Raw genomic sequence first — 18144 nt, 5'->3', positions numbered from 1 at the left:
GCCTAGCCCTCATTGTATTTGCCGCCACATGATGCGGCGGCTGCCGCCGACGGTTTTGCCCAGCAGGTCAGTGATACCGCCACTGGAATCGTTCACGATCATATTGGTGGCCCCATTGGCGCTGACGACGGCGCTCAGGGTCGGAATACCGCCGGTGAACACCACGCCGGCGGAAATCGTATCGAGGCTGGTGAGCGAACCATCGTTGTTGGTATCGAGTACCGCATAGTTGAGCATCTTACCGTTGAATGCATCCAATTCGATCAGTTTGCCGGTACCAAAGCTGGCGCAAGGGTCGGTGGTGTCTACGGCGGCCGTGGTAAAGATCACGCGCCCGAGCACCAGGTTGGCCGGGTTGATGACCCGCTCCCCGGTCAGCACATTGTTGTACACCAAAGGCAGGTACCAGCCCTTCTTCGCAGGGTACGTCACGTCGGTCTGGCTGGTGGTCACGAACTGCCCGGTGCTGCCTGAAAACACCCCCGTGATCGACTGGGCCTGCAGGCTCGAGACGGTAATTTGCCCCCCGCCGCCAACGGCGTCCCAGATCGAATAGAACGCTTGCAGATCCTTGTTGAGCTTGTCTGCCGCTTCGTTGAACTTACCGGTACCGAAAAAAACCTGGGTGCCGCCCTGGGGATTGTCTGCCAGCAGAGGCTGCACGGTGATCGGCTGGGTCGCGCCGCCGGGGGCGGTGAACAACGGCTGGCCGGCGAACGCCAGGCCCCACGCGGTGGGCGAGGTGCCGCTGAGGTCGAATTTCCACATCCGCCCCTTCAAATCGCCACCGTACGCGGCCTGCACCACATTCTGGGAGTTGACCCGCAACTTGACCGACGACAGGCCGTTATCGGTCTCACTGCTGTTGATGACGATTTTGCGGATCAGCGAACCGTCACGGATATCCACGACGTACAACGCCGCCACGCCGCTGTTGCTGCCATAGCCGTTGCCGATGAACGCCGCCCAGCGACCGTCCGCCAGGCGCGCGACTTCGGGGCGTGCGTAGGCGTAGCCCAGGTCATTGAAGACGTTGGCGGTGTTGGCAACGGTTGGCGCGCTGATTTCCCACAGCGCCCGAAACGCGTTGCCCGCCGCCGCATCGAACAACTGCACCGCGAAGAACGTCTTGCCGCCGGCACCCGTGCCGCCCAGGGCCACGGTCTTCCAGGCGCTCCCCGATTGCACGTCGTATACACCGACCTGTCCATCCACCAGGAACTTGTGGCTCACGCCGTTGATGTAGCTGGTGTCGGCGATGTCCTGCAACGAGGGCAGCACGTTCGAAGGCATGTAGGCGTAACGCCGCGTGCCGTTTGCACTGTTGATGACACTGAAAAAACCATCGTTGCCGTTCACCACCAGGCTGGCGCTCATGTTCGTCGCCTTGGTCGCCAGGTAGGTGCTATAGCTGGTGTCGTTGAGCAGGTCCGCAGCGGTCTGGTCATTGGGCGATGCCAGCACCAGCGGCGAGTTGATGATGTCCCCCAGCAACGCGCTGCGCACCTTCAGGCCGGTCTTGTTGACGCCCTTGCTCCACTCCACCAGGTCATTGCCGGTGATCCCCGTGGGCAGGCTCTGGCTGAGGCTGGTTTGCTGGGCCGGCGAAAAGTTGCCGTAGGCCAGGGTCACCGGCACATTGGTCGCGGTGTTCCAGGACTGATAGATCGGTGCCGTGGCGCCGGGCACGATGGCGGTATCGGTGGTCCATTGCACCGCGGCTGTGTTGACCGTGCCCGCCGAGGTAAAACCAAACGCCCGGATGGTGCCGCGCCAGTCCCTGGGGTCATACGTGGTCTGGTAATAGCTGGAGGTGCTCGACAAGGTGGCGGCGTTGGTGGTGCCGCCGCCCCCAGAGCCAGCCTTGGAAGTGATGTCGCTCAGGGCAGAGGCCAACGCCGAGTTCAGGCCTTCGCTGTCGGTCGCCTGGTAATACTTGCCGGCACCATAGCGGGCGGCGTCTGACAACATCGGGTTGGCGGCGGTAAAACCCACGGTATAGGTATTGAGGTATTGCCGGGGAAAATCCGTGGCGTTCCAGCTCTTGCCGGTGGCATCGGTGCCGGTGGAGCGCATGTCGATGTCGAAGGCAAACTTGGCAATGTCGTCCAGGTACAGCGTGTCGCCCTCGCCATCACCATTGAGATCGGCGCCATCGTTGTTGATGCCATCCCAATTCGGCAACCGGGCCAAGCCCAGCGGGTCGTTGGTGGGAAACGTCCGGTCATAGGTGGGCAAGCCGTCGGTGATCACCACGCCGAAATTCTTCTGGCAACGGTACTGGATCGGGCTGGTGTAGGTGGCAGGCGTGCTGTTGTGGTACGGCGCCATGCCCCTGAAGTAGCGGGTGACCTCGTAGTAGCTCTCGGCCAACGGGGTATTGGCGACCGCACCCAGGCCGTTGATGGCGTTGATCAGCGCGCTGTAGTTGCTGTTGGCTTGGGTCTGGGTCACGCTGCCGCTGACCGGTGACAGATCGCTGATGGCGCGCGCGATATATCCCCCGGGGCCGGAGTTGCTGCTGTTCGGCGGGTTGAAGGTAGCAAGGCCGATACGTAGGGCGCGGTTGCTGGCGACCAGGTCGTTGGAAACGTCCCGCGCCACGTTGATGCGGTAGTCGGTGGGAATGGAGCCGGTGGTGAAGTCCCGATTCGAGCCGTTGGCTAGGGTCAACAGGTACGCCAGGTATTTAGTGGTATAGCGCGTGTTGCCGTCACCCACCGGGTCTGGCAATCGCAGACAGACACGTGACAGGACGCCCCGGTAAAAGCCATACCAGCCACTGGAGCAACCACCACGGAACAGACTTGCCAGCAAGACGTTGCCATCGTCTGGATCGAGAGTTGTTCCACCGAAGCAGCTGTTGCTGGAATTGCAATTGAGAACCGCAGGCCGCGAGACATTGGGATCAAACCCCGCCGCCCAGATAATGTTGTTCATGCTTCCCGAATCATCGATCAGCAGCATCACGTTCGGCGTGACGGCGGCCGCACTCAGCAACGGCGAATCCGAAGGCGTGAACGCATAGGCTGGCGCCGCCAGGTAAAGGCTGAGCAACGCCCCCCACAGCACCTGCCTCCAACTAGCGCGCACCTCAGTACTTCGCATAAATGCTCTCCACCACGCTGCGCTGGTTATTCCCCACCACCGCCACCGCCGTGATCCGGTACAGCGTCGCCGACGTATTGACCGGCACGTTGACCGCCGTGAGCGTCGTGCCGATGTTCTGTACACCATAAAACCCACCGGCGGCGGCAACCCAGAGCACCCCCGACGACGAATTGCGCCCAGCTCCCGTCAGTGTCGCCGACTCGGCCGGCGGCGCGCACTGGGTCGTGGTGGTACACACCGGCAATGAATAGGTCTCGACCTGCACCGCGCTCTCCCCCACCCTCAGCGCCGCCTCGGCCACCTGGAACGACTGGTTGCGCTGCATGACGCTGCTGGTCATTTTTTCCTGGAGGGTGGCGCTCTGCATCGATGACAGACCGATCAGCGTCAGCAGCAACAGGAAGACCAGGCTGACCAGCAATGCCATGCCCCGCTGGCGGTGAACCTGCCCCATCGAGGTCATCTCCTTCATAGCAACCGGTTGCGCAAGGCGGCAACCACATTGAAGGTCTGCTCGCGCACTGCGTTCCTCGGATCAAAAAGCGTCAGGGTCAAGCGCACGCTGCGGATCAGTGCCGGGTCAGGCGGATTGCTGGTATAGCTCGACGCCGCGATGTCCGTCGCGCTGCCGGCCACGCCGAACGTCACGTCGAACGCCCGCACATTGTCCACCAGCACCGACAAGGTCGGGTTGCCGGCGCCGCTGCCCAGCAGCAATTGGTTGTTGTTGAAGCTGTAGATCAGTCGGCGGATCGGGAAGGCCAACTGCCCCGCCGCCGGTAGCCGTGCGTTGGTATAGGCCGTCGCCGAGGTGCGGCAATCGGAGACGACGGTCCAGGTCGGAGCGCTACCGCCACTCCCTACGTCGGCGGTCACCAGGGTCAATCTGCGGTTGGCGTTATCCCAGCGGATCGGGGTGATCTGGCTGGCATTGAAGTCATTGGCCGTGGAAGCATCGGTAATGGTCCCCAGGCAACCGAACATGCCCACCATACGAATCTCCTGGACCATTTTACTCAGGACGAACCGGGCGTCCTCCTGCATCACCGCCGCCGCACTTTGGCTGATGTAGGTGTTCTTGGCGGCGATGAAAATCTGCACGACACCCAGGATGACGATCAGGCTGAGCACCAGGGCAATCATCAATTCAATCAGGCCGAATCCCCGGCAACGCCTGTTCATGGCGGCGTCCCCGGCGGATCGACAGCGACCCGGCTGGTCAGCACGAAGCTGCGCCGCGCCTCGGCCGCGTTGGTGGTGTTGGCGGCCCGGGCGTCGTCCCAGGCAATGGTGATGGTGTAGACCCGCTGGTTCAGGGCAATGGTGCCGGTGGCCGTGGCACCGCCGAAGGCGATGATGTTGGTCTTGAAATCGTAGAGGTCCTGGTCCCGGGCCACGTTGAGGTTCGGCGAGCTGGGCGGTGTGACGGTGTAGTCGGCACCGGAGTTGGCGCGAATGCGGTCCAGCAGGTCGTAGGCAATGAAGCTGGCCTGGCTCGTCATGCGCGAACTGTCGGTGTACTTGAGCGCGTTGAGCTGGATCATCGCCGCCCCCAGCAAGCCAACACCGAGAATCAGCACCGCCACCAGCACCTCGATCAGCGTCATGCCCTCCTGTGCCCTTTTACTGCAATCCTTCATCCGCAACTTCCACCCAATACGATTCTTCCATTAAGGCAGACACTCAGCGTCCTGCTCTGCGCCCCTCGTACATAATTGAAACTCACCGGCGTGGCCGGTGCCGATAACCCGCCGAGGTTGTTGAAATCGATGTTGTTCACCGTTGAGGTTAGCGTCAGAGTCGCGCCACTGCTCATCGCTGGAACAACCCGCAATACATTGGCCGGCGTGCCAGTACTGTCATACACCGTCAGTTCGCCGCTCCAGACGCTGCCCTCGGCCGTGGGGCGGATGCGCGTGGTGATGCCACGGTCGATCGCCTCCAGCCGGGCAAAGTTCAGCGCCCGGCGCAAGTCGTCAACCTCAGTGTCGGCCTTGGTGCTCTGCAGCGAGCCGGTGAATGACGGCACCGCCATGGTAATCAGGATCAGCAGTACGCCAAGGGCCACCAGCACCTCGATCAGCGTGAAACCTTTTGTACGAAGATCCATCGGTGCCCTCCGTTGCCGTCGGCTATACCTGCTTCTACACGCTAGAACAAACCACCGCCTGTGGCGAGGGAGCTTGCTCCCGCTCGGGCGCGTAGCGACCGCTATTTTGGGGCCGCTGCGCAGCCCAGCGGGAGCAAGCTCCCTCGCCACAGCATGCTTGCTGCCACATTGAGAGCTTGCACTATCGCACCGCTTCACATTCTCCAGGGAGGAGATGTCATGTACCAACAGGGCTTCAGCCTGATCGAACTGCTCATGGGACTGGCAATTGCCGCAATTGTTCTGCCGTGGGCCAACGCGGGCTACAAAGAACTGATCGAGTCCATCGAGCGCAAGGACACCGCGCAGTTGCTGATCAGCGGGTTACGCAGTGCGCGCAGCGAGGCCATCACGCGCAACCGGACGGTCGTGCTCAGGGGGATAGACAACGATTGGGGCCGGGGCTGGCGCATCACCCTGGACGATAAGGAGAAGACCGTGCTGATGGAGCGCAGCGCCAGCGCCCGGGTGGTCGGCAACCAGCCGGTGAAACGCCGGGTGAGGTTCGGCAGCCAAGGGGAAGCCCTGCATCCCAATGGCGCATTCCAGGCAGGCACGCTGCATGTCTGCGCCAAACGCGGGCCGGTCAGCCATCATCAAGTGATACTGGCGCCTTCCGGTCGCGTGCGCCTGGAAAGCGTCGAAACCAAACAGGCGCTGTGCGAAAAAGGACTTAAAGCAGGGAGCGCACGCGCAGCTCTTTCGGCATCGAGAACGTGATGTTCTCCTCGCGACCGGCCAGTTCATCGGCACCGGTGGCACCCCAAGCCTGCAATTGCTGGATCACGCCACGCACCAGGACTTCCGGGGCGGAAGCACCGGCGGTGATGCCGATACGCTCGATGCCCTCGAACCAGCTGCGTTGCATGTCCTCGGCACCGTCGATCAGGTAAGCGGGCGTGGACATGCGCTCGGCCAGCTCGCGCAAGCGGTTGGAGTTGGAACTGTTCGGGCTGCCGACCACCAGCACCACATCGCATTCGTTGGCCAGTTGCTTGACCGCATCCTGACGGTTCTGGGTGGCGTAGCAGATGTCATCCTTGCGCGGGCCGCCGATGGCCGGAAAACGCGCGCGCAGGGCGTCGATCACCCGACTGGTGTCGTCCATGGACAGGGTCGTCTGGGTCACGAAAGCCAGGCTATCGGGGTTGCGTACCTGCAAGGCCGCAACGTCATCCTCGTCTTCGACCAGGTAGATCGCACCGCCGTTGCTGGCATCGTATTGGCCCATGGTGCCTTCGACTTCCGGGTGGCCTTCATGGCCGATCAGGATGCACTCGCGACCGTCACGGCTGTAGCGCGCCACTTCGATGTGCACCTTGGTCACCAATGGGCACGTCGCGTCGAACACCTTCAGGCCCCGGCCAGCGGCCTCGCTGCGCACGGCCTGGGAAACCCCGTGGGCACTGAAGATCACGATGACGTCGTCCGGCACCTGGTCCAGTTCCTCGACGAAAATGGCCCCGCGGCTGCGCAGGTCCTCGACGACGAATTTGTTGTGGACCACTTCGTGGCGCACGTAGATCGGCGGCCCGAAGACTTCCAGGGCGCGGTTGACGATTTCGATCGCCCGGTCCACACCGGCGCAGAAGCCACGGGGGTTGGCGAGTTTGATTTGCATGCTGTGCCTCGTGTCTTGCGCGCAAGAAATTGAATCAGTGCAATCCCGTGTGGGAGCGAGCTTGCTCGCGATGGCGGCGGGTCAGTCACCCCTGTATTGAAAGTGACTCCGTCATCGCGAGCAAGCTCGCTCCCACAGTGGATCGGGTGGCAGCAGAAGCTGCCGGTCAAATGTTAAACCGCCTTGACGTCGAGGATTTCCACTTCGAAGTTCAAGGTCTTGCCCGCCAGCGGATGGTTGAAGTCCACGGTCACCTGGGCGTCATCGAACGCCTTCACCACACCCGGCAGCTCGGTATTGGCCGCGTCGTTGAAGATCACCAGCAGGCCCTCGGACAGCTCCATGTCCTGGAACTGGGAGCGTGGCATGGTCTGCACGTTTTGCGGGTTGGGCTGACCAAAGGCGTTTTCCGGTGGCACGACCACGGTGCGCTTGTCGCCGGCCTTGAAACCGAGGATCGCCGCTTCGAAGCCTGGCAGCAGGTTGCCATCACCGACCTTGAACACCGCCGGGGCCTTGTCGAAGGTGCTGTCGACGGTGTCGCCGTTTTCCAGGTGCAGGGCGAAGTGAAGCTTCACTTCGGTGTTTTGAGCGATACGCTGCTCAGTCATGGACGGCTTCTCCGGTTTTCTTGCTCTTTAACATGTCCAGGGCGAGCATCACGGCGCCCACGCTGATGGCACTGTCGGCAAAGTTGAACGCCGGGAAATACCAGCGGTTCTGCCAATGCACCAGGATGAAATCGATAACGTGGCCCAGGGCGATGCGGTCATAGAGATTGCCCAACGCACCACCCAGCACCAAGGCCAGCGCCACGGCCAGCCAGGTCTCATTGCGCCCCAGGCGCTTGAGCCAGACCACCAGCACGGCACTGACCACGACGGCAATCAGGGCGAACAGCCAGCGCTGCCAGCCGGAACTGTCGGCCAGGAAACTGAACGCCGCCCCGGTGTTGTAGGCCAGGGTCCAGCTGAAATAATCAGGGATGATCACGATCTGCTGGTACAGGGTCAACGAGCTTTCAAAGTAGAACTTGCTGGCCTGGTCGATGACCAGTACCAGCACGCTCAACCAGAGCCAGCCCAGCCGTCCGAAACGGCCCGCTGCGTTAGGCGCCACATTAGGCATAGTGGCGAACCTCGCCAGCACCGCTGATGTTGTCGACGCAACGACCGCAGATTTCCGGATGCTCCGGGTTCACGCCGACGTCTTCGCGGCAGTGCCAGCAGCGGGCGCACTTGGTGTGGTTCGACTTGACGATCTTCAGCTTCAGGCCGCTGACTTCGGTGGTCACCGCATCAGCCGGGGCCTGCACGAAAGGTGCAACGCTGGCGGTGGAGGTGATCAGCACGAAGCGCAGTTCGTTGCCCAACTTGGCCAGGTCGGCGCCCAGGGCCTCTTCGGCGTAGAGGGTGACTTCGGCCTGCAGGTTGCCGCCGACGGCCTTGGCCGCCCGCTGGATCTCCATTTCCTTGTTGACCGCGGCCTTGACCGCCATGACGCGGTCCCAATACGCACGGTCCAGCTCGAAGCCTTGCGGCAGTTCGGTCAGGCCTTCGTACCAGGTGTTGAGCATCACCGACTCGTTGCGCTCGCCCGGCAGGTATTGCCACAGCTCATCGGCGGTGAACGCCAGGATCGGCGCGATCCAGCGCACCAGGGCCTCGCTGATGTGGAACAGCGCGGTCTGGCACGAACGACGGGCCTTGCTGTTGGCGCCGGTGGTGTACTGGCGGTCCTTGATGATGTCGAGGTAGAAACCACCGAGTTCCTGCACGCAGAAGTTGTGGATCTTGGAGTAGACGTTCCAGAAGCGGTATTCGCCGTAGTGCTCCTGCAATTCGCGTTGCAGCAACAGGGTACGGTCCACGGCCCAACGGTCCAGCGCGAGCATTTCTTCGGCCGGCAGCAGGTCGGTGGCCGGGTTGAAGCCGGTCAGGTTCGAGAGCAGGAAGCGCGCGGTGTTACGGATCCGCCGGTAGGCGTCCGCGCTGCGCTGCAGGATCTGCTCGGAAACGGCCATCTCGCCGGAATAGTCGGTGGAGGCCACCCACAGGCGCATGATGTCGGCGCCCAGGGTGTCGTTGACCTTTTGCGGCGCGATCACGTTGCCCAGGGACTTGGACATCTTGCGGCCGGACTCGTCGACGGTGAAGCCGTGGGTCAGCAGCTCGCGATACGGCGCGTGGTTGTCGATGGCGCAACCGGTCAGCAGCGACGAGTGGAACCAGCCACGGTGCTGGTCGGAGCCTTCCAGGTACAGGTCGGCGCGCGGGCCGCTCTCGTGGCCCATCGGGTGCGAACCACGCAGCACGTGCCAATGGGTGGTGCCGGAGTCGAACCAGACGTCCAGGGTGTCGCTGATCTTGTCGTACAGCGGTGCTTCGTCGCCCAACAGCTCGGCGGCATCGAGCTTGAACCAGGCTTCGATGCCTTCGGCTTCGACGCGCTTGGCCACGACTTCCATCAGTTCGACGGTGCGCGGGTGCAACTCGCCGCTTTCCTTGTTCAGGAAGAACGGGATCGGCACGCCCCAGTTGCGCTGGCGGGAGATGCACCAGTCCGGACGATTGGCGATCATCGAGTGCAGGCGCGCCTGGCCCCAGGCCGGTACGAACTGGGTCTCTTCGATGGCCTTGAGCGAACGCTGGCGCAGGGTGTCGCCGCTGGTGGGCTGCTTGTCCATGCCGATGAACCACTGCGCGGTGGCGCGGTAGATCAACGGGGTCTTGTGCCGCCAGCAGTGCATGTAGCTGTGTTCGATGACGGTGGTGTGCAGCAGCGCGCCGACTTCGGTCAACTTGTCGACGATGGCCGGGTTGGCTTTCCAGATGAACTGGCCGCCGAAGAACTCCAGCGACGGCGCGTACACGCCATTGCTCTGCACCGGGTTGAGGATGTCGTCGTTGACCATGCCGTACTTCTTGCAGGTCACGAAGTCGTCGACGCCATAGGCTGGCGCGGAGTGAACCACGCCGGTGCCTGCGCCCAGTTCCACGTAGTCGGCCAGGTACACCGGCGACAGGCGGTCATAGAACGGATGACGGAAATTGATCAGTTCCAGCGCCGAACCCGGGGCGGTGGCGACCACCGAACCTTCGAGGTTGTAGCGGGCCAGGCAGGCTTCGACCAGCTCTTCGGCCAGCACCAGCAGCTTGTCGCCGACGTCGACCAGGGCGTAGGTGAATTCCGGGTGGACGTTCAGCGCCTGGTTGGCCGGGATGGTCCACGGGGTGGTGGTCCAGATCACGATCGACGCCGGCTTGGCCAGCTTGCCCAGGCCGAACGCGGCGGCGAGCTTGTCTTCATCGGCGATCGGGAACGCGACGTCGATGGTCGAGGACTTCTTGTTCTCGTACTCGACTTCCGCCTCGGCCAGGGCCGAACCGCAATCGAAGCACCAGTTCACTGGCTTGAGGCCCTTGAACACGAAACCACCCTCGACGATTTTCGCCAGGGCACGGATTTCGCCGGCTTCGTTCTTGAAGTCCATGGTCTTGTACGGGTTGGCAAAGTCGCCCAGCACGCCGAGGCGAATGAATTCGGACTTCTGCCCTTCGATCTGCTCGGTGGCGTAGGCACGGCACAGCTCGCGGGTCTTGTCCGCGCCCAGGTTCTTGCCGTGGGTCACTTCGACCTTGTGCTCGATCGGCAGGCCATGGCAGTCCCAGCCCGGGACATACGGCGCATCAAAACCCGACAGGGTCTTGGAGCGGATGATCATGTCCTTGAGAATCTTGTTCAACGCGTGACCGATGTGGATGGTGCCGTTGGCGTACGGAGGGCCGTCGTGCAGGACGAACTTCGGACGATCCTTGCCAATTTCGCGCAACTTTCCGTACAGGCCAATGCTGTCCCAACGCTGCAGAATCTGTGGTTCGCGCTGAGGCAGGCCGGCCTTCATTGGGAAGGCGGTGTCCGGAAGGTTTAGCGTGGCTTTATAGTCGGTCATTTAAGGCTCTTCATTAGCGATTGGCGCTGGTTGCGACAAGGGCACGGGCGGCGGCGATATCTGCATGGATCGCCGTCTTGAGCGCCTCCAGAGAGGCAAAACGCTGCTCTTCACGCAGCTTATGGTGGAAAACCACCGTCAAACGCCGGTCATACAGATCGCCGGCAAAATCCAGAACATGTACTTCAAGATGGGCCTTGCCATCGCCCTGGACCGTGGGGCGCACGCCGATGTTGGCGACGCCGGGCCAGGTCTTGCCGTCGATCTCGACACTCACCAGGAACACCCCGGTCAGCGGCACGCGACGACGCTTGAGCTGCACGTTAGCCGTCGGCGTGCCCAATTGGCGCGCCAGCTTCTGCCCGTGCAGGATCCGCCCGGCAATCCGGTACGGCCGGCCGAGCAAGCGCTCGGCCAATTCGAAGTCGGCCGCCGCCAGGGCATTGCGGACCTGGGTGCTGCTGACGCGCAAGCCATCCATCTCGACGGTCTGCGCCGCTTCGACGGTGAAACCCTGGACGATACCGGCCTGTTGCAGGTAATCGAAATCCCCGGACCGATCACAGCCGAAACGGAAATCATCGCCGACTTCCAGATGCTTCACATCGAGACCGTCCACCAGGATGGTATCGACGAATTCGGCGGCACTGAGCTTGCTCAGGCGCTGGTTGAAGGCCAGGCACAGGACCCGGTCGACACCTTCGGCGGCCAGCAGTTGCAGTTTGTCCCGCAACCGGGCCAGACGGGCCGGGGCGGTGTCCGGGGCGAAAAACTCCCGGGGCTGCGGCTCGAAAATCACCACGCAGCTGGGCACGCCCAACTCCAGCGCACGCTCGCGCAGTCGCGCCAGGATAGCCTGGTGGCCACGGTGAACACCGTCAAAGTTGCCAATAGTGGCGACACAGCCCCGATGCTGGGGGCGCAGGTTGTGGAGGCCTCGAACCAGCTGCATAACGCGCTTCTTGCTCATAAAGTGGCCGATTATAACCACACCCGGCGGCCGACGACAGGCAACACCGCACCCCAAAGTGATCGAACCGACAAAACCACTGCCCGGCCCGGGATTATCGAGGGCTCGCCCTCAGCTCAAGGCCTTGCGATTGAAGTCGCGCAGACGGAACCCCATCAGCAGCAACATGCCGAAATACGCCACCACACCGGCAACCACCAGCGCACCCAGGCGCAGGAAACGCGCGAGCATCTGCCCCTCGCCCCAGGCCGGCATGAAATGCATCGCCCCCAGCAGGACCGCCGACATCACGGCCACGGCCACCAGCAGCTTGAGGCCGAACTTGCCCCAGCCCGGCTGTGGCTGATACATCTTTTGCTTGCGCAGTTGATAAAACAGCAGCCCGGCGTTGAGGCAAGCGCCGGCACTGATCGCCAGGGCCAGGCCGGCATGAGCCAACGGACCGATCAGCAACAGGTTGAACAACTGGGTCATCACCAGGGTGAAAATGGCGATCTTCACCGGTGTGCGGATGTTCTGCTGGGCGTAGAACCCTGGTGCCAGCACCTTGATCACGATGATCCCGAGCAAGCCCACCGAGTAAGCGATCAGCGCACGCTGGGTCATCAAGGCGTCGAACGCATTGAACTGGCCGTACTGGAACAACGAGACGGTCAACGGCTCGGCCAGGATCCCCAGTGCCAGGGAACACGGCAGCACCAGCACAAAGCACAGGCGCAGGCCCCAATCGAGAATTCGCGAGTATTCGTGGCGGTCCTGGCTGGCGTAGGTCTTGGCCAGGGTGGGCAGCAGGATCGTGCCCAGGGCCACGCCCAGCACGCCGGACGGCAACTCCATCAGGCGGTCGGCGTAGTACATCCACGACACCGAGCCGGCCACCAGGAACGAGGCAAAGATGGTGTTGATGATCAGGGAAATCTGGCTCACCGACACCCCGAGGATCGCCGGCAGCATCTGCTTCATCACCCGCCACACGCCGCTGTCGCGCAGGTTCAGCCGCGGCAGCACCAGCATGCCGATCTTTTTCAGGTGCGGCAGTTGATAGAGCAGTTGCGCCAGGCCACCCACCAGCACCGCCCAGCCCAGGGCCATCACCGGTGGGTCGAAGTACGGCGTCAGGAACACGGCGAAGACGATCATGCTGACGTTGAGCAGGGTCGGCACAAAGGCCGGCACGGAAAAACGGTTCCAGGTGTTGAGGATCGCCCCGGCCAGGGACGACAGGGAAATCAGCAATATATAAGGAAAGGTCACCCGCAGCAGATCCGTGGTGAGCTGGAATTTTTCCGGGGTGTCGGTGAAGCCCGGCGCCGTGGCCCAGATCACCCAGGGCGCGGCGAGCATGCCGGCAGCTGTGACCAGTGCCAGCACCAAGGTCAGCAGACCGGTGACATAGGCAATGAATGTGCGGGTTGCCTCATCGCCTTTCTGGCTTTTATATTCCGCCAGGATCGGCACGAAGGCCTGGGAGAACGCCCCCTCGGCGAAGATCCGCCGCAACAGGTTGGGTAGTTTGAAGGCGATGAAGAAGGCGTCCGTCGCCATCCCGGCGCCGAATATCCGTGCGATCAGCGTATCGCGAACGAACCCCAGGATGCGGGAGAGCATCGTGATAGAGCTGACGGCGGCCAACGATTTGAGCAGATTCATGAAAAGAGTTTTTGCCTGTCGATAAACAGCAGGCGAACAACGCGCCCACTTGTGCGATACTCCGCGCCGCTAAACAGTGCAGAGCCAAAGCCCGCGAGTTTACAGGTCGCACGCCGGAAAGAAATCCTTCGGTGCGCAGCACCTGCCATTCAGCGGAACGCGTCACCCGCCCTTGACAAGACTTCAACTCATCGGCATGATTCGCGGCCTATTTTGTTTGCTATTTCCCAAAAAGTCTTTCGAGGAGCTCGACGGTGGCCAACACACCTTCCGCCAAAAAACGTGCAAAACAGGCTGAGAAGCGTCGCAGCCACAACGCCAGCCTGCGTTCCATGGTCCGTACCTACATCAAGAACGTAGTCAAGGCCATCGACGCAAAAGACGCTGAAAAAGCTCAAGCTGCTTACGTTCTGGCTGTGCCAGTTATCGACCGCATGGCCGATAAAGGCATCATCCACAAGAACAAGGCTGCTCGCCATAAGAGCCGTTTGAATGGCCACGTAAAGGCCCTGAACGTTGCCGCTGCTGCCTAAGCGACACGCTCATTAAAAAACCGACCTCAGGGTCGGTTTTTTATTGCCCGGGATTCTTCATTCAGAACATTGTGGGAGCGAGCTTGCTCGCGATGGCGGAGCATCAGGAAAATCGCTGTTACTGACGTACCGCCATCGCGAGCAAGCTCGCTCCCACAGGGCTATGTGTTGATTATTGAGCACGAGCCCACGGCAAGATCGGGATAGCCGTCACCGCATTCTGCGGGCTGCCCTCGATCACGCGGTCGCTGTAGACCAGGTACACCAGCGTATTACGCTTCTTGTCGAGAAAGCGCACCACCTGCATGGTCTTGAACACCAGGGAAGTACGCTCCTTGAACACTTCCTCGCCATCCTTGAGCTCACCCTTGAAGTTGATGGGCCCGACCTGGCGACAGGCGATGGACGCTTCGGCGCGATCCTCGGCAAGGCCCAGGCCGCCCTTCACACCGCCGGTCTTGGCCCGCGACAGGTAACAGGTCACGCCATCCACCTTGGGATCATCGAATGCCTCGACCACGATCCGGTCGTTCGGCCCGACAAACTTGAACACCGTCGACACCTGGCCAATTTCCTCGGCCGACGCCAACAGCGGCACCGCCAGCAGCAAGCCGATCAATCCTTTTGCCAAACCCATGATTTTTCCTTAGACGAGGATCAAGTTGTCACGGTGGACCAGTTCAGGCTCCGCCATGTAACCCAACAGACCGACAATCGCATCAGACGATTGACCAATGATTTTCTGCGCTTCCAGGGCGCTGTAGTTGGCCAGGCCACGGGCGATCTCGCGACCGTCCGGCGCCACGCACACGACCATTTCGCCGCGACGGAAACTGCCCTGGACCAGCTTCACACCCACCGGCAGCAGGCTTTTATTGCCTTGGGACAAGGCCGACACGGCACCCGCGTCCAGCACCAGGGTGCCGCGGGTTTGCAGATGCCCGGCCAGCCACTGCTTGCGCGCCGCCAGCATGCCGCGTTCCGGGGAGAGCAAAGTACCCATGCGCTCGCCGGCCTTCAGACGATCCAGCACCCGCTCCAGCCGACCGCCGACAATGATAGTGTGAGCCCCGGAGCGCGCCGCCAGACGCGCCGCACGCAGCTTGGTCTGCATGCCGCCGCGCCCCAGCGCACCGCCCGTGCCGCCCGCCACCGCGTCCAGCGCCGGGTCGTCGGCACGGGCTTCGTAGATCAGCTTGGCATCGGGGTTATTGCGCGGATCGGCGTCGAACATGCCGTCGCGATCCGTGAGGATCACCAACAGGTCCGCCTCCACCAGGTTCGCCACCAGCGCGGCCAGGGTGTCGTTATCGCCGAAACGGATCTCGTCGGTGACCACCGTGTCGTTCTCGTTGATCACCGGGATGACCTTCAGCTCCACCAGCGCCCGCAAGGTACTGCGAGCATTGAGGTAGCGCTTGCGGTCGGACAGGTCGTCATGGGTCAGCAGGATCTGCGCCGTATGGCGACCGTGCTCGGCAAAGCTCGACTCCCAAGCCTGCACCAGGCCCATCTGGCCGATGGCGGCGGCCGCCTGCAGCTCATGCATCGCGCTGGGTCGCGACGTCCAGCCCAAACGGCTCATACCGGCCGCCACAGCCCCCGAAGAGACCAACACCAACTCGACGCCAGCCTCATGCAGGGCCACCATCTGCTCGACCCACACCGCCATTGCCTGGCGATCCAGCCCCTTGCCATCCGCCGTCAGCAGCGCGCTACCGATCTTCACGACCCAGCGCCGCGCACCCGTCACCTTGCTCCGCATCATCTTCAACCTTTGCCAGCGAACGGCGCGACCCAGCGCCGCCCATGGGATTATTCGTATTTGCGTTTTACAGATACCAAAACGCCGCTCGAATGAGCGGCGCCTTGGGAACCGGCTTGCCGGCGATGATAACACTGCGCTGAAACACTTGAACCTGTGGGAGCGAGCTTGCTCGCGATAGCGGCGTGTCAGCTAACAACTATGCCAACTGACAGACCGCTTTCGCGAGCAAGCTCGCTCCCACAGGGCTCCTGCAGACCCTGGTTTCAGCTGAGTGGTATCAGCACAAGATCAGTCGCGAACGTAGATGATTTCCGGACCGTCTTCGTCATCCACATCCTCTTCGTCCCAATCATCGTCACCGATGTCATGGACCGACTTGACGCCACTGCGACGCAGGGCACGCTGGTCGTCCAGCGCCTGCAACTGGGCACGAGCCTCGTCTTCGATACGCTGGTCGAGCTCGGCCAGCTCTTCCTTGTAGGCCGGATCGTTGGCCAGGCGGTCGGCGCGATCTTCCAGGTAACGCATGATGTCGTGGCACAGGCGCTCGGTGCCTTCTTTGGCGATGGCCGAGATCACATAGACCGGACCTTCCCACTCCAAGCGGTCGACGATTTCCTTGACCCGCTCTTCGTGTTCTTCTTCGAGGATCTGGTCGCACTTGTTCAGCACCAGCCAACGATCACGCTCGGCCAGGGCCGGACTGAACTTGGTCAGCTCGTTGACGATGACTTCGGCAGCATCGGCGGCATCGGTTTCATCCAGCGGCGCCATGTCGACGAGGTGCAGCAACAGGCGGGTACGGGACAAGTGCTTGAGGAAACGAATCCCCAGGCCCGCGCCCTCGGAAGCCCCTTCGATCAGCCCTGGAATGTCGGCGATCACGAAACTCTTCCAGCGGTCGACGCTGACCACGCCCAGGTTCGGCACCAGGGTGGTGAACGGGTAATCGGCCACTTTCGGCTTGGCCGCCGACACCGAACGAATGAAGGTACTTTTACCGGCGTTCGGCAGGCCCAACAGGCCCACGTCGGCCAGCACTTTCATTTCCAGCTTCAGGTCACGCTGCTCGCCGGGCTTGCCTGGCGTGGTCTGGCGCGGCGCACGGTTGGTACTGGACTTGAAACGGGTGTTGCCCAGGCCGTGCCAGCCGCCATGGGCGACCAGCAGACGCTGGCCAGCCTTGGTCAGGTCGCCAATCACTTCCTGGGTGGCCGAATCGATCACCGTGGTGCCGACTGGCACGCGCAGGATCAGGTCTTCGCCCTTCTTGCCGGTGCAGTCGGTGCTGCCGCCGTTGGAGCCACGCTCGGCATCGAAGTGCCGGGTGTAACGGTAGTCCACCAGGGTGTTGAGGTTTTCGTCGGCGAGCATGTAGATCGAGCCGCCGTCACCCCCATCACCACCGTTCGGGCCACCGTTTTCAATGAATTTTTCCCGACGGAAACTCATGCAACCATTGCCGCCGTCGCCGGCCTTCACTCGAATCGATACTTCATCAACAAACTTCATGACACACGCCTCTCGCCATACGGACGAGCCAAAAAAACAAGACATAAGACTCTTGCAAAAATGAGCGCAGCGACCTGATGACACGCCCCAACCGCAGCGCCGACAGCCCATACAAACAGTTTTGCAAGAGACTCACCCCACAAACGAAAAAGCCCCGTCGCAAGACAGGGCTTTTCCAGCGGTCTCGCAATTAAGCTGCGATAACGCTTACGTAACGACGACCGAAGGCGCCTTTTACTTCGAACTTGATCACGCCTTCGACTTTAGCGAAGAGGGTGTGATCTTTACCCATGCCCACGCCGTAGCCAGCGTGGAATTGGGTGCCGCGCTGACGCACGATGATGTTGCCTGCTTTGATAGCCTGGCCGCCATACATCTTCACGCCAAGGCGTTTGGCTTCTGAGTCGCGACCGTTACGGGTACTACCACCAGCTTTTTTGTGTGCCATGAGTTCAATTCTCCTAGTGAGGAATTAGGCTGAAATTAAGCCTGAATACCGGTGATTTTGATCTCGGTGTACCACTGGCGGTGGCCCATACGCTTCATGTGGTGCTTACGACGACGGAACTTGATGATGCGGACTTTATCGTGACGACCTTGGGAGATCACTTCAGCCACAACGGTAGCGCCAGCAACGACTGGAGCGCCGATATTCACGTCATCGCCATTGGCGACCAACAGAACGCGATCAAAAGTCACGGATTCGCCGGTAGCGATTTCCAGTTTTTCGATCTTCAGGTATTCACCTGGGGCGACCTTGTATTGCTTGCCACCAGTAACAATTACTGCGTACGACATGGTATTTCTCCGATAATCCTGCTCACCCAGCGCTTTATAAGAAGAGGTATTGGCTGGCATGGCTGCATGGGCTGGAAGGC

General features: G+C 61.7%; 18 protein-coding genes. 2 read left to right on the top strand and 16 right to left on the bottom strand.

Going from position 1 to position 18144, the window contains the following annotated elements:
• Positions 1-9: 9 nt before the first annotated feature.
• Genes AO356_RS15905 through AO356_RS15885 form a run of 5 tightly spaced genes read right to left on the bottom strand, consistent with a single transcriptional unit; the run spans position 10 to position 5221 of the window.
• The gene (locus AO356_RS15905; RefSeq protein ID WP_060740565.1) at positions 10-3108 is read right to left on the bottom strand and encodes a pilus assembly protein; all 3099 of its coding nucleotides are present in this window, start codon (positions 3106-3108) and stop codon (positions 10-12) included.
• Positions 3095-3574, bottom strand: coding sequence for a pilus assembly PilX family protein (locus AO356_RS15900; RefSeq protein ID WP_371856646.1), 480 nt, complete (start codon positions 3572-3574; stop codon positions 3095-3097). Before AO356_RS15900 ends, AO356_RS15905 begins: the two co-directional genes overlap by 14 nt.
• Positions 3575-3579: 5 nt before the next feature.
• Positions 3580-4293, bottom strand: coding sequence for a PilW family protein (locus AO356_RS15895; RefSeq protein WP_060740563.1), 714 nt, complete (start codon positions 4291-4293; stop codon positions 3580-3582).
• Positions 4290-4751, bottom strand: a complete 462-nt coding sequence (gene pilV / locus AO356_RS15890) for a type IV pilus modification protein PilV (RefSeq protein WP_060740562.1) — start codon at positions 4749-4751, stop codon at positions 4290-4292. The genes AO356_RS15895 and pilV overlap by 4 nt, the downstream gene beginning before the upstream one ends.
• Positions 4748-5221, bottom strand: coding sequence for a GspH/FimT family pseudopilin (locus AO356_RS15885; protein WP_060740561.1), 474 nt, complete (start codon positions 5219-5221; stop codon positions 4748-4750). The genes pilV and AO356_RS15885 overlap by 4 nt, the downstream gene beginning before the upstream one ends.
• A 219-nt stretch (positions 5222-5440) precedes the next feature.
• Here AO356_RS15885 and AO356_RS15880 point away from each other — a divergent pair, with 219 nt between their 5' ends.
• Entirely contained in the window at positions 5441-5980 is a 540-nt protein-coding gene (locus AO356_RS15880; protein ID WP_060740560.1) for a GspH/FimT family pseudopilin, read from the top strand.
• On the opposite strand, the gene ispH is transcribed toward AO356_RS15880, so the two are convergent.
• The 6 genes from ispH to murJ all read right to left on the bottom strand — a co-directional run bounded on the left by ispH (position 5934) and on the right by murJ (position 13453).
• Entirely contained in the window at positions 5934-6881 is a 948-nt protein-coding gene (ispH, locus tag AO356_RS15875) for a 4-hydroxy-3-methylbut-2-enyl diphosphate reductase (protein ID WP_060740559.1), read from the bottom strand. The two genes, AO356_RS15880 and ispH, sit on opposite strands and share 47 nt — an antisense overlap.
• A 173-nt stretch (positions 6882-7054) precedes the next feature.
• Entirely contained in the window at positions 7055-7492 is a 438-nt protein-coding gene (gene fkpB / locus AO356_RS15870; RefSeq protein WP_060740558.1) for an FKBP-type peptidyl-prolyl cis-trans isomerase, read from the bottom strand.
• Positions 7485-8009, bottom strand: coding sequence for a signal peptidase II (gene lspA, locus AO356_RS15865; RefSeq protein WP_060740557.1), 525 nt, complete (start codon positions 8007-8009; stop codon positions 7485-7487). Before lspA ends, fkpB begins: the two co-directional genes overlap by 8 nt.
• A complete protein-coding gene (gene ileS / locus AO356_RS15860) occupies positions 8002-10833 on the bottom strand; it encodes an isoleucine--tRNA ligase (RefSeq protein WP_060740556.1) in 2832 nt (943 codons plus the stop codon). The genes lspA and ileS overlap by 8 nt, the downstream gene beginning before the upstream one ends.
• A gap of 13 nt (positions 10834-10846) precedes the next feature.
• Positions 10847-11785 (bottom strand): bifunctional riboflavin kinase/FAD synthetase, encoded by a 939-nt coding sequence (gene ribF, locus AO356_RS15855; RefSeq protein WP_060740555.1) that lies wholly within the window; start codon positions 11783-11785, stop codon positions 10847-10849.
• 129 nt (positions 11786-11914) lie between these two features.
• Entirely contained in the window at positions 11915-13453 is a 1539-nt protein-coding gene (murJ, locus tag AO356_RS15850) for a murein biosynthesis integral membrane protein MurJ (RefSeq protein ID WP_060740554.1), read from the bottom strand.
• A gap of 254 nt (positions 13454-13707) precedes the next feature.
• Here murJ and rpsT point away from each other — a divergent pair, with 254 nt between their 5' ends.
• Positions 13708-13986, top strand: a complete 279-nt coding sequence (gene rpsT, locus AO356_RS15845) for a 30S ribosomal protein S20 (protein WP_003185593.1) — start codon at positions 13708-13710, stop codon at positions 13984-13986.
• A 172-nt stretch (positions 13987-14158) separates the two neighbouring features.
• Here rpsT and AO356_RS15840 read toward each other — a convergent pair whose 3' ends face one another.
• From AO356_RS15840 to rplU, 5 genes are all read right to left on the bottom strand, one after another.
• Positions 14159-14623, bottom strand: a complete 465-nt coding sequence (locus AO356_RS15840) for a CreA family protein (RefSeq protein WP_060740553.1) — start codon at positions 14621-14623, stop codon at positions 14159-14161.
• A gap of 9 nt (positions 14624-14632) precedes the next feature.
• A complete protein-coding gene (proB, locus tag AO356_RS15835; RefSeq protein WP_060740552.1) occupies positions 14633-15751 on the bottom strand; it encodes a glutamate 5-kinase in 1119 nt (372 codons plus the stop codon).
• Between the two features lie 291 nt (positions 15752-16042).
• Positions 16043-17266 carry an Obg family GTPase CgtA gene (cgtA, locus tag AO356_RS15830; protein WP_060740551.1) on the bottom strand — a complete coding sequence of 408 codons (1224 nt, stop codon included), beginning with the start codon at positions 17264-17266 and terminating at the stop codon, positions 16043-16045.
• 190 nt (positions 17267-17456) lie between these two features.
• Positions 17457-17714, bottom strand: a complete 258-nt coding sequence (gene rpmA / locus AO356_RS15825) for a 50S ribosomal protein L27 (RefSeq protein ID WP_003205738.1) — start codon at positions 17712-17714, stop codon at positions 17457-17459.
• Positions 17715-17749: 35 nt separating this feature from the next.
• Positions 17750-18064 carry a 50S ribosomal protein L21 gene (gene rplU / locus AO356_RS15820; protein WP_003176051.1) on the bottom strand — a complete coding sequence of 105 codons (315 nt, stop codon included), beginning with the start codon at positions 18062-18064 and terminating at the stop codon, positions 17750-17752.
• Positions 18065-18144 lie beyond the last annotated feature (80 nt).

It is taken from the genome of Pseudomonas fluorescens, from assembly GCF_001307275.1.
GTDB lineage: Bacteria > Pseudomonadota > Gammaproteobacteria > Pseudomonadales > Pseudomonadaceae > Aquipseudomonas > Aquipseudomonas fluorescens_AA.
This window is presented reverse-complemented; position numbering and strand designations above follow the sequence as displayed.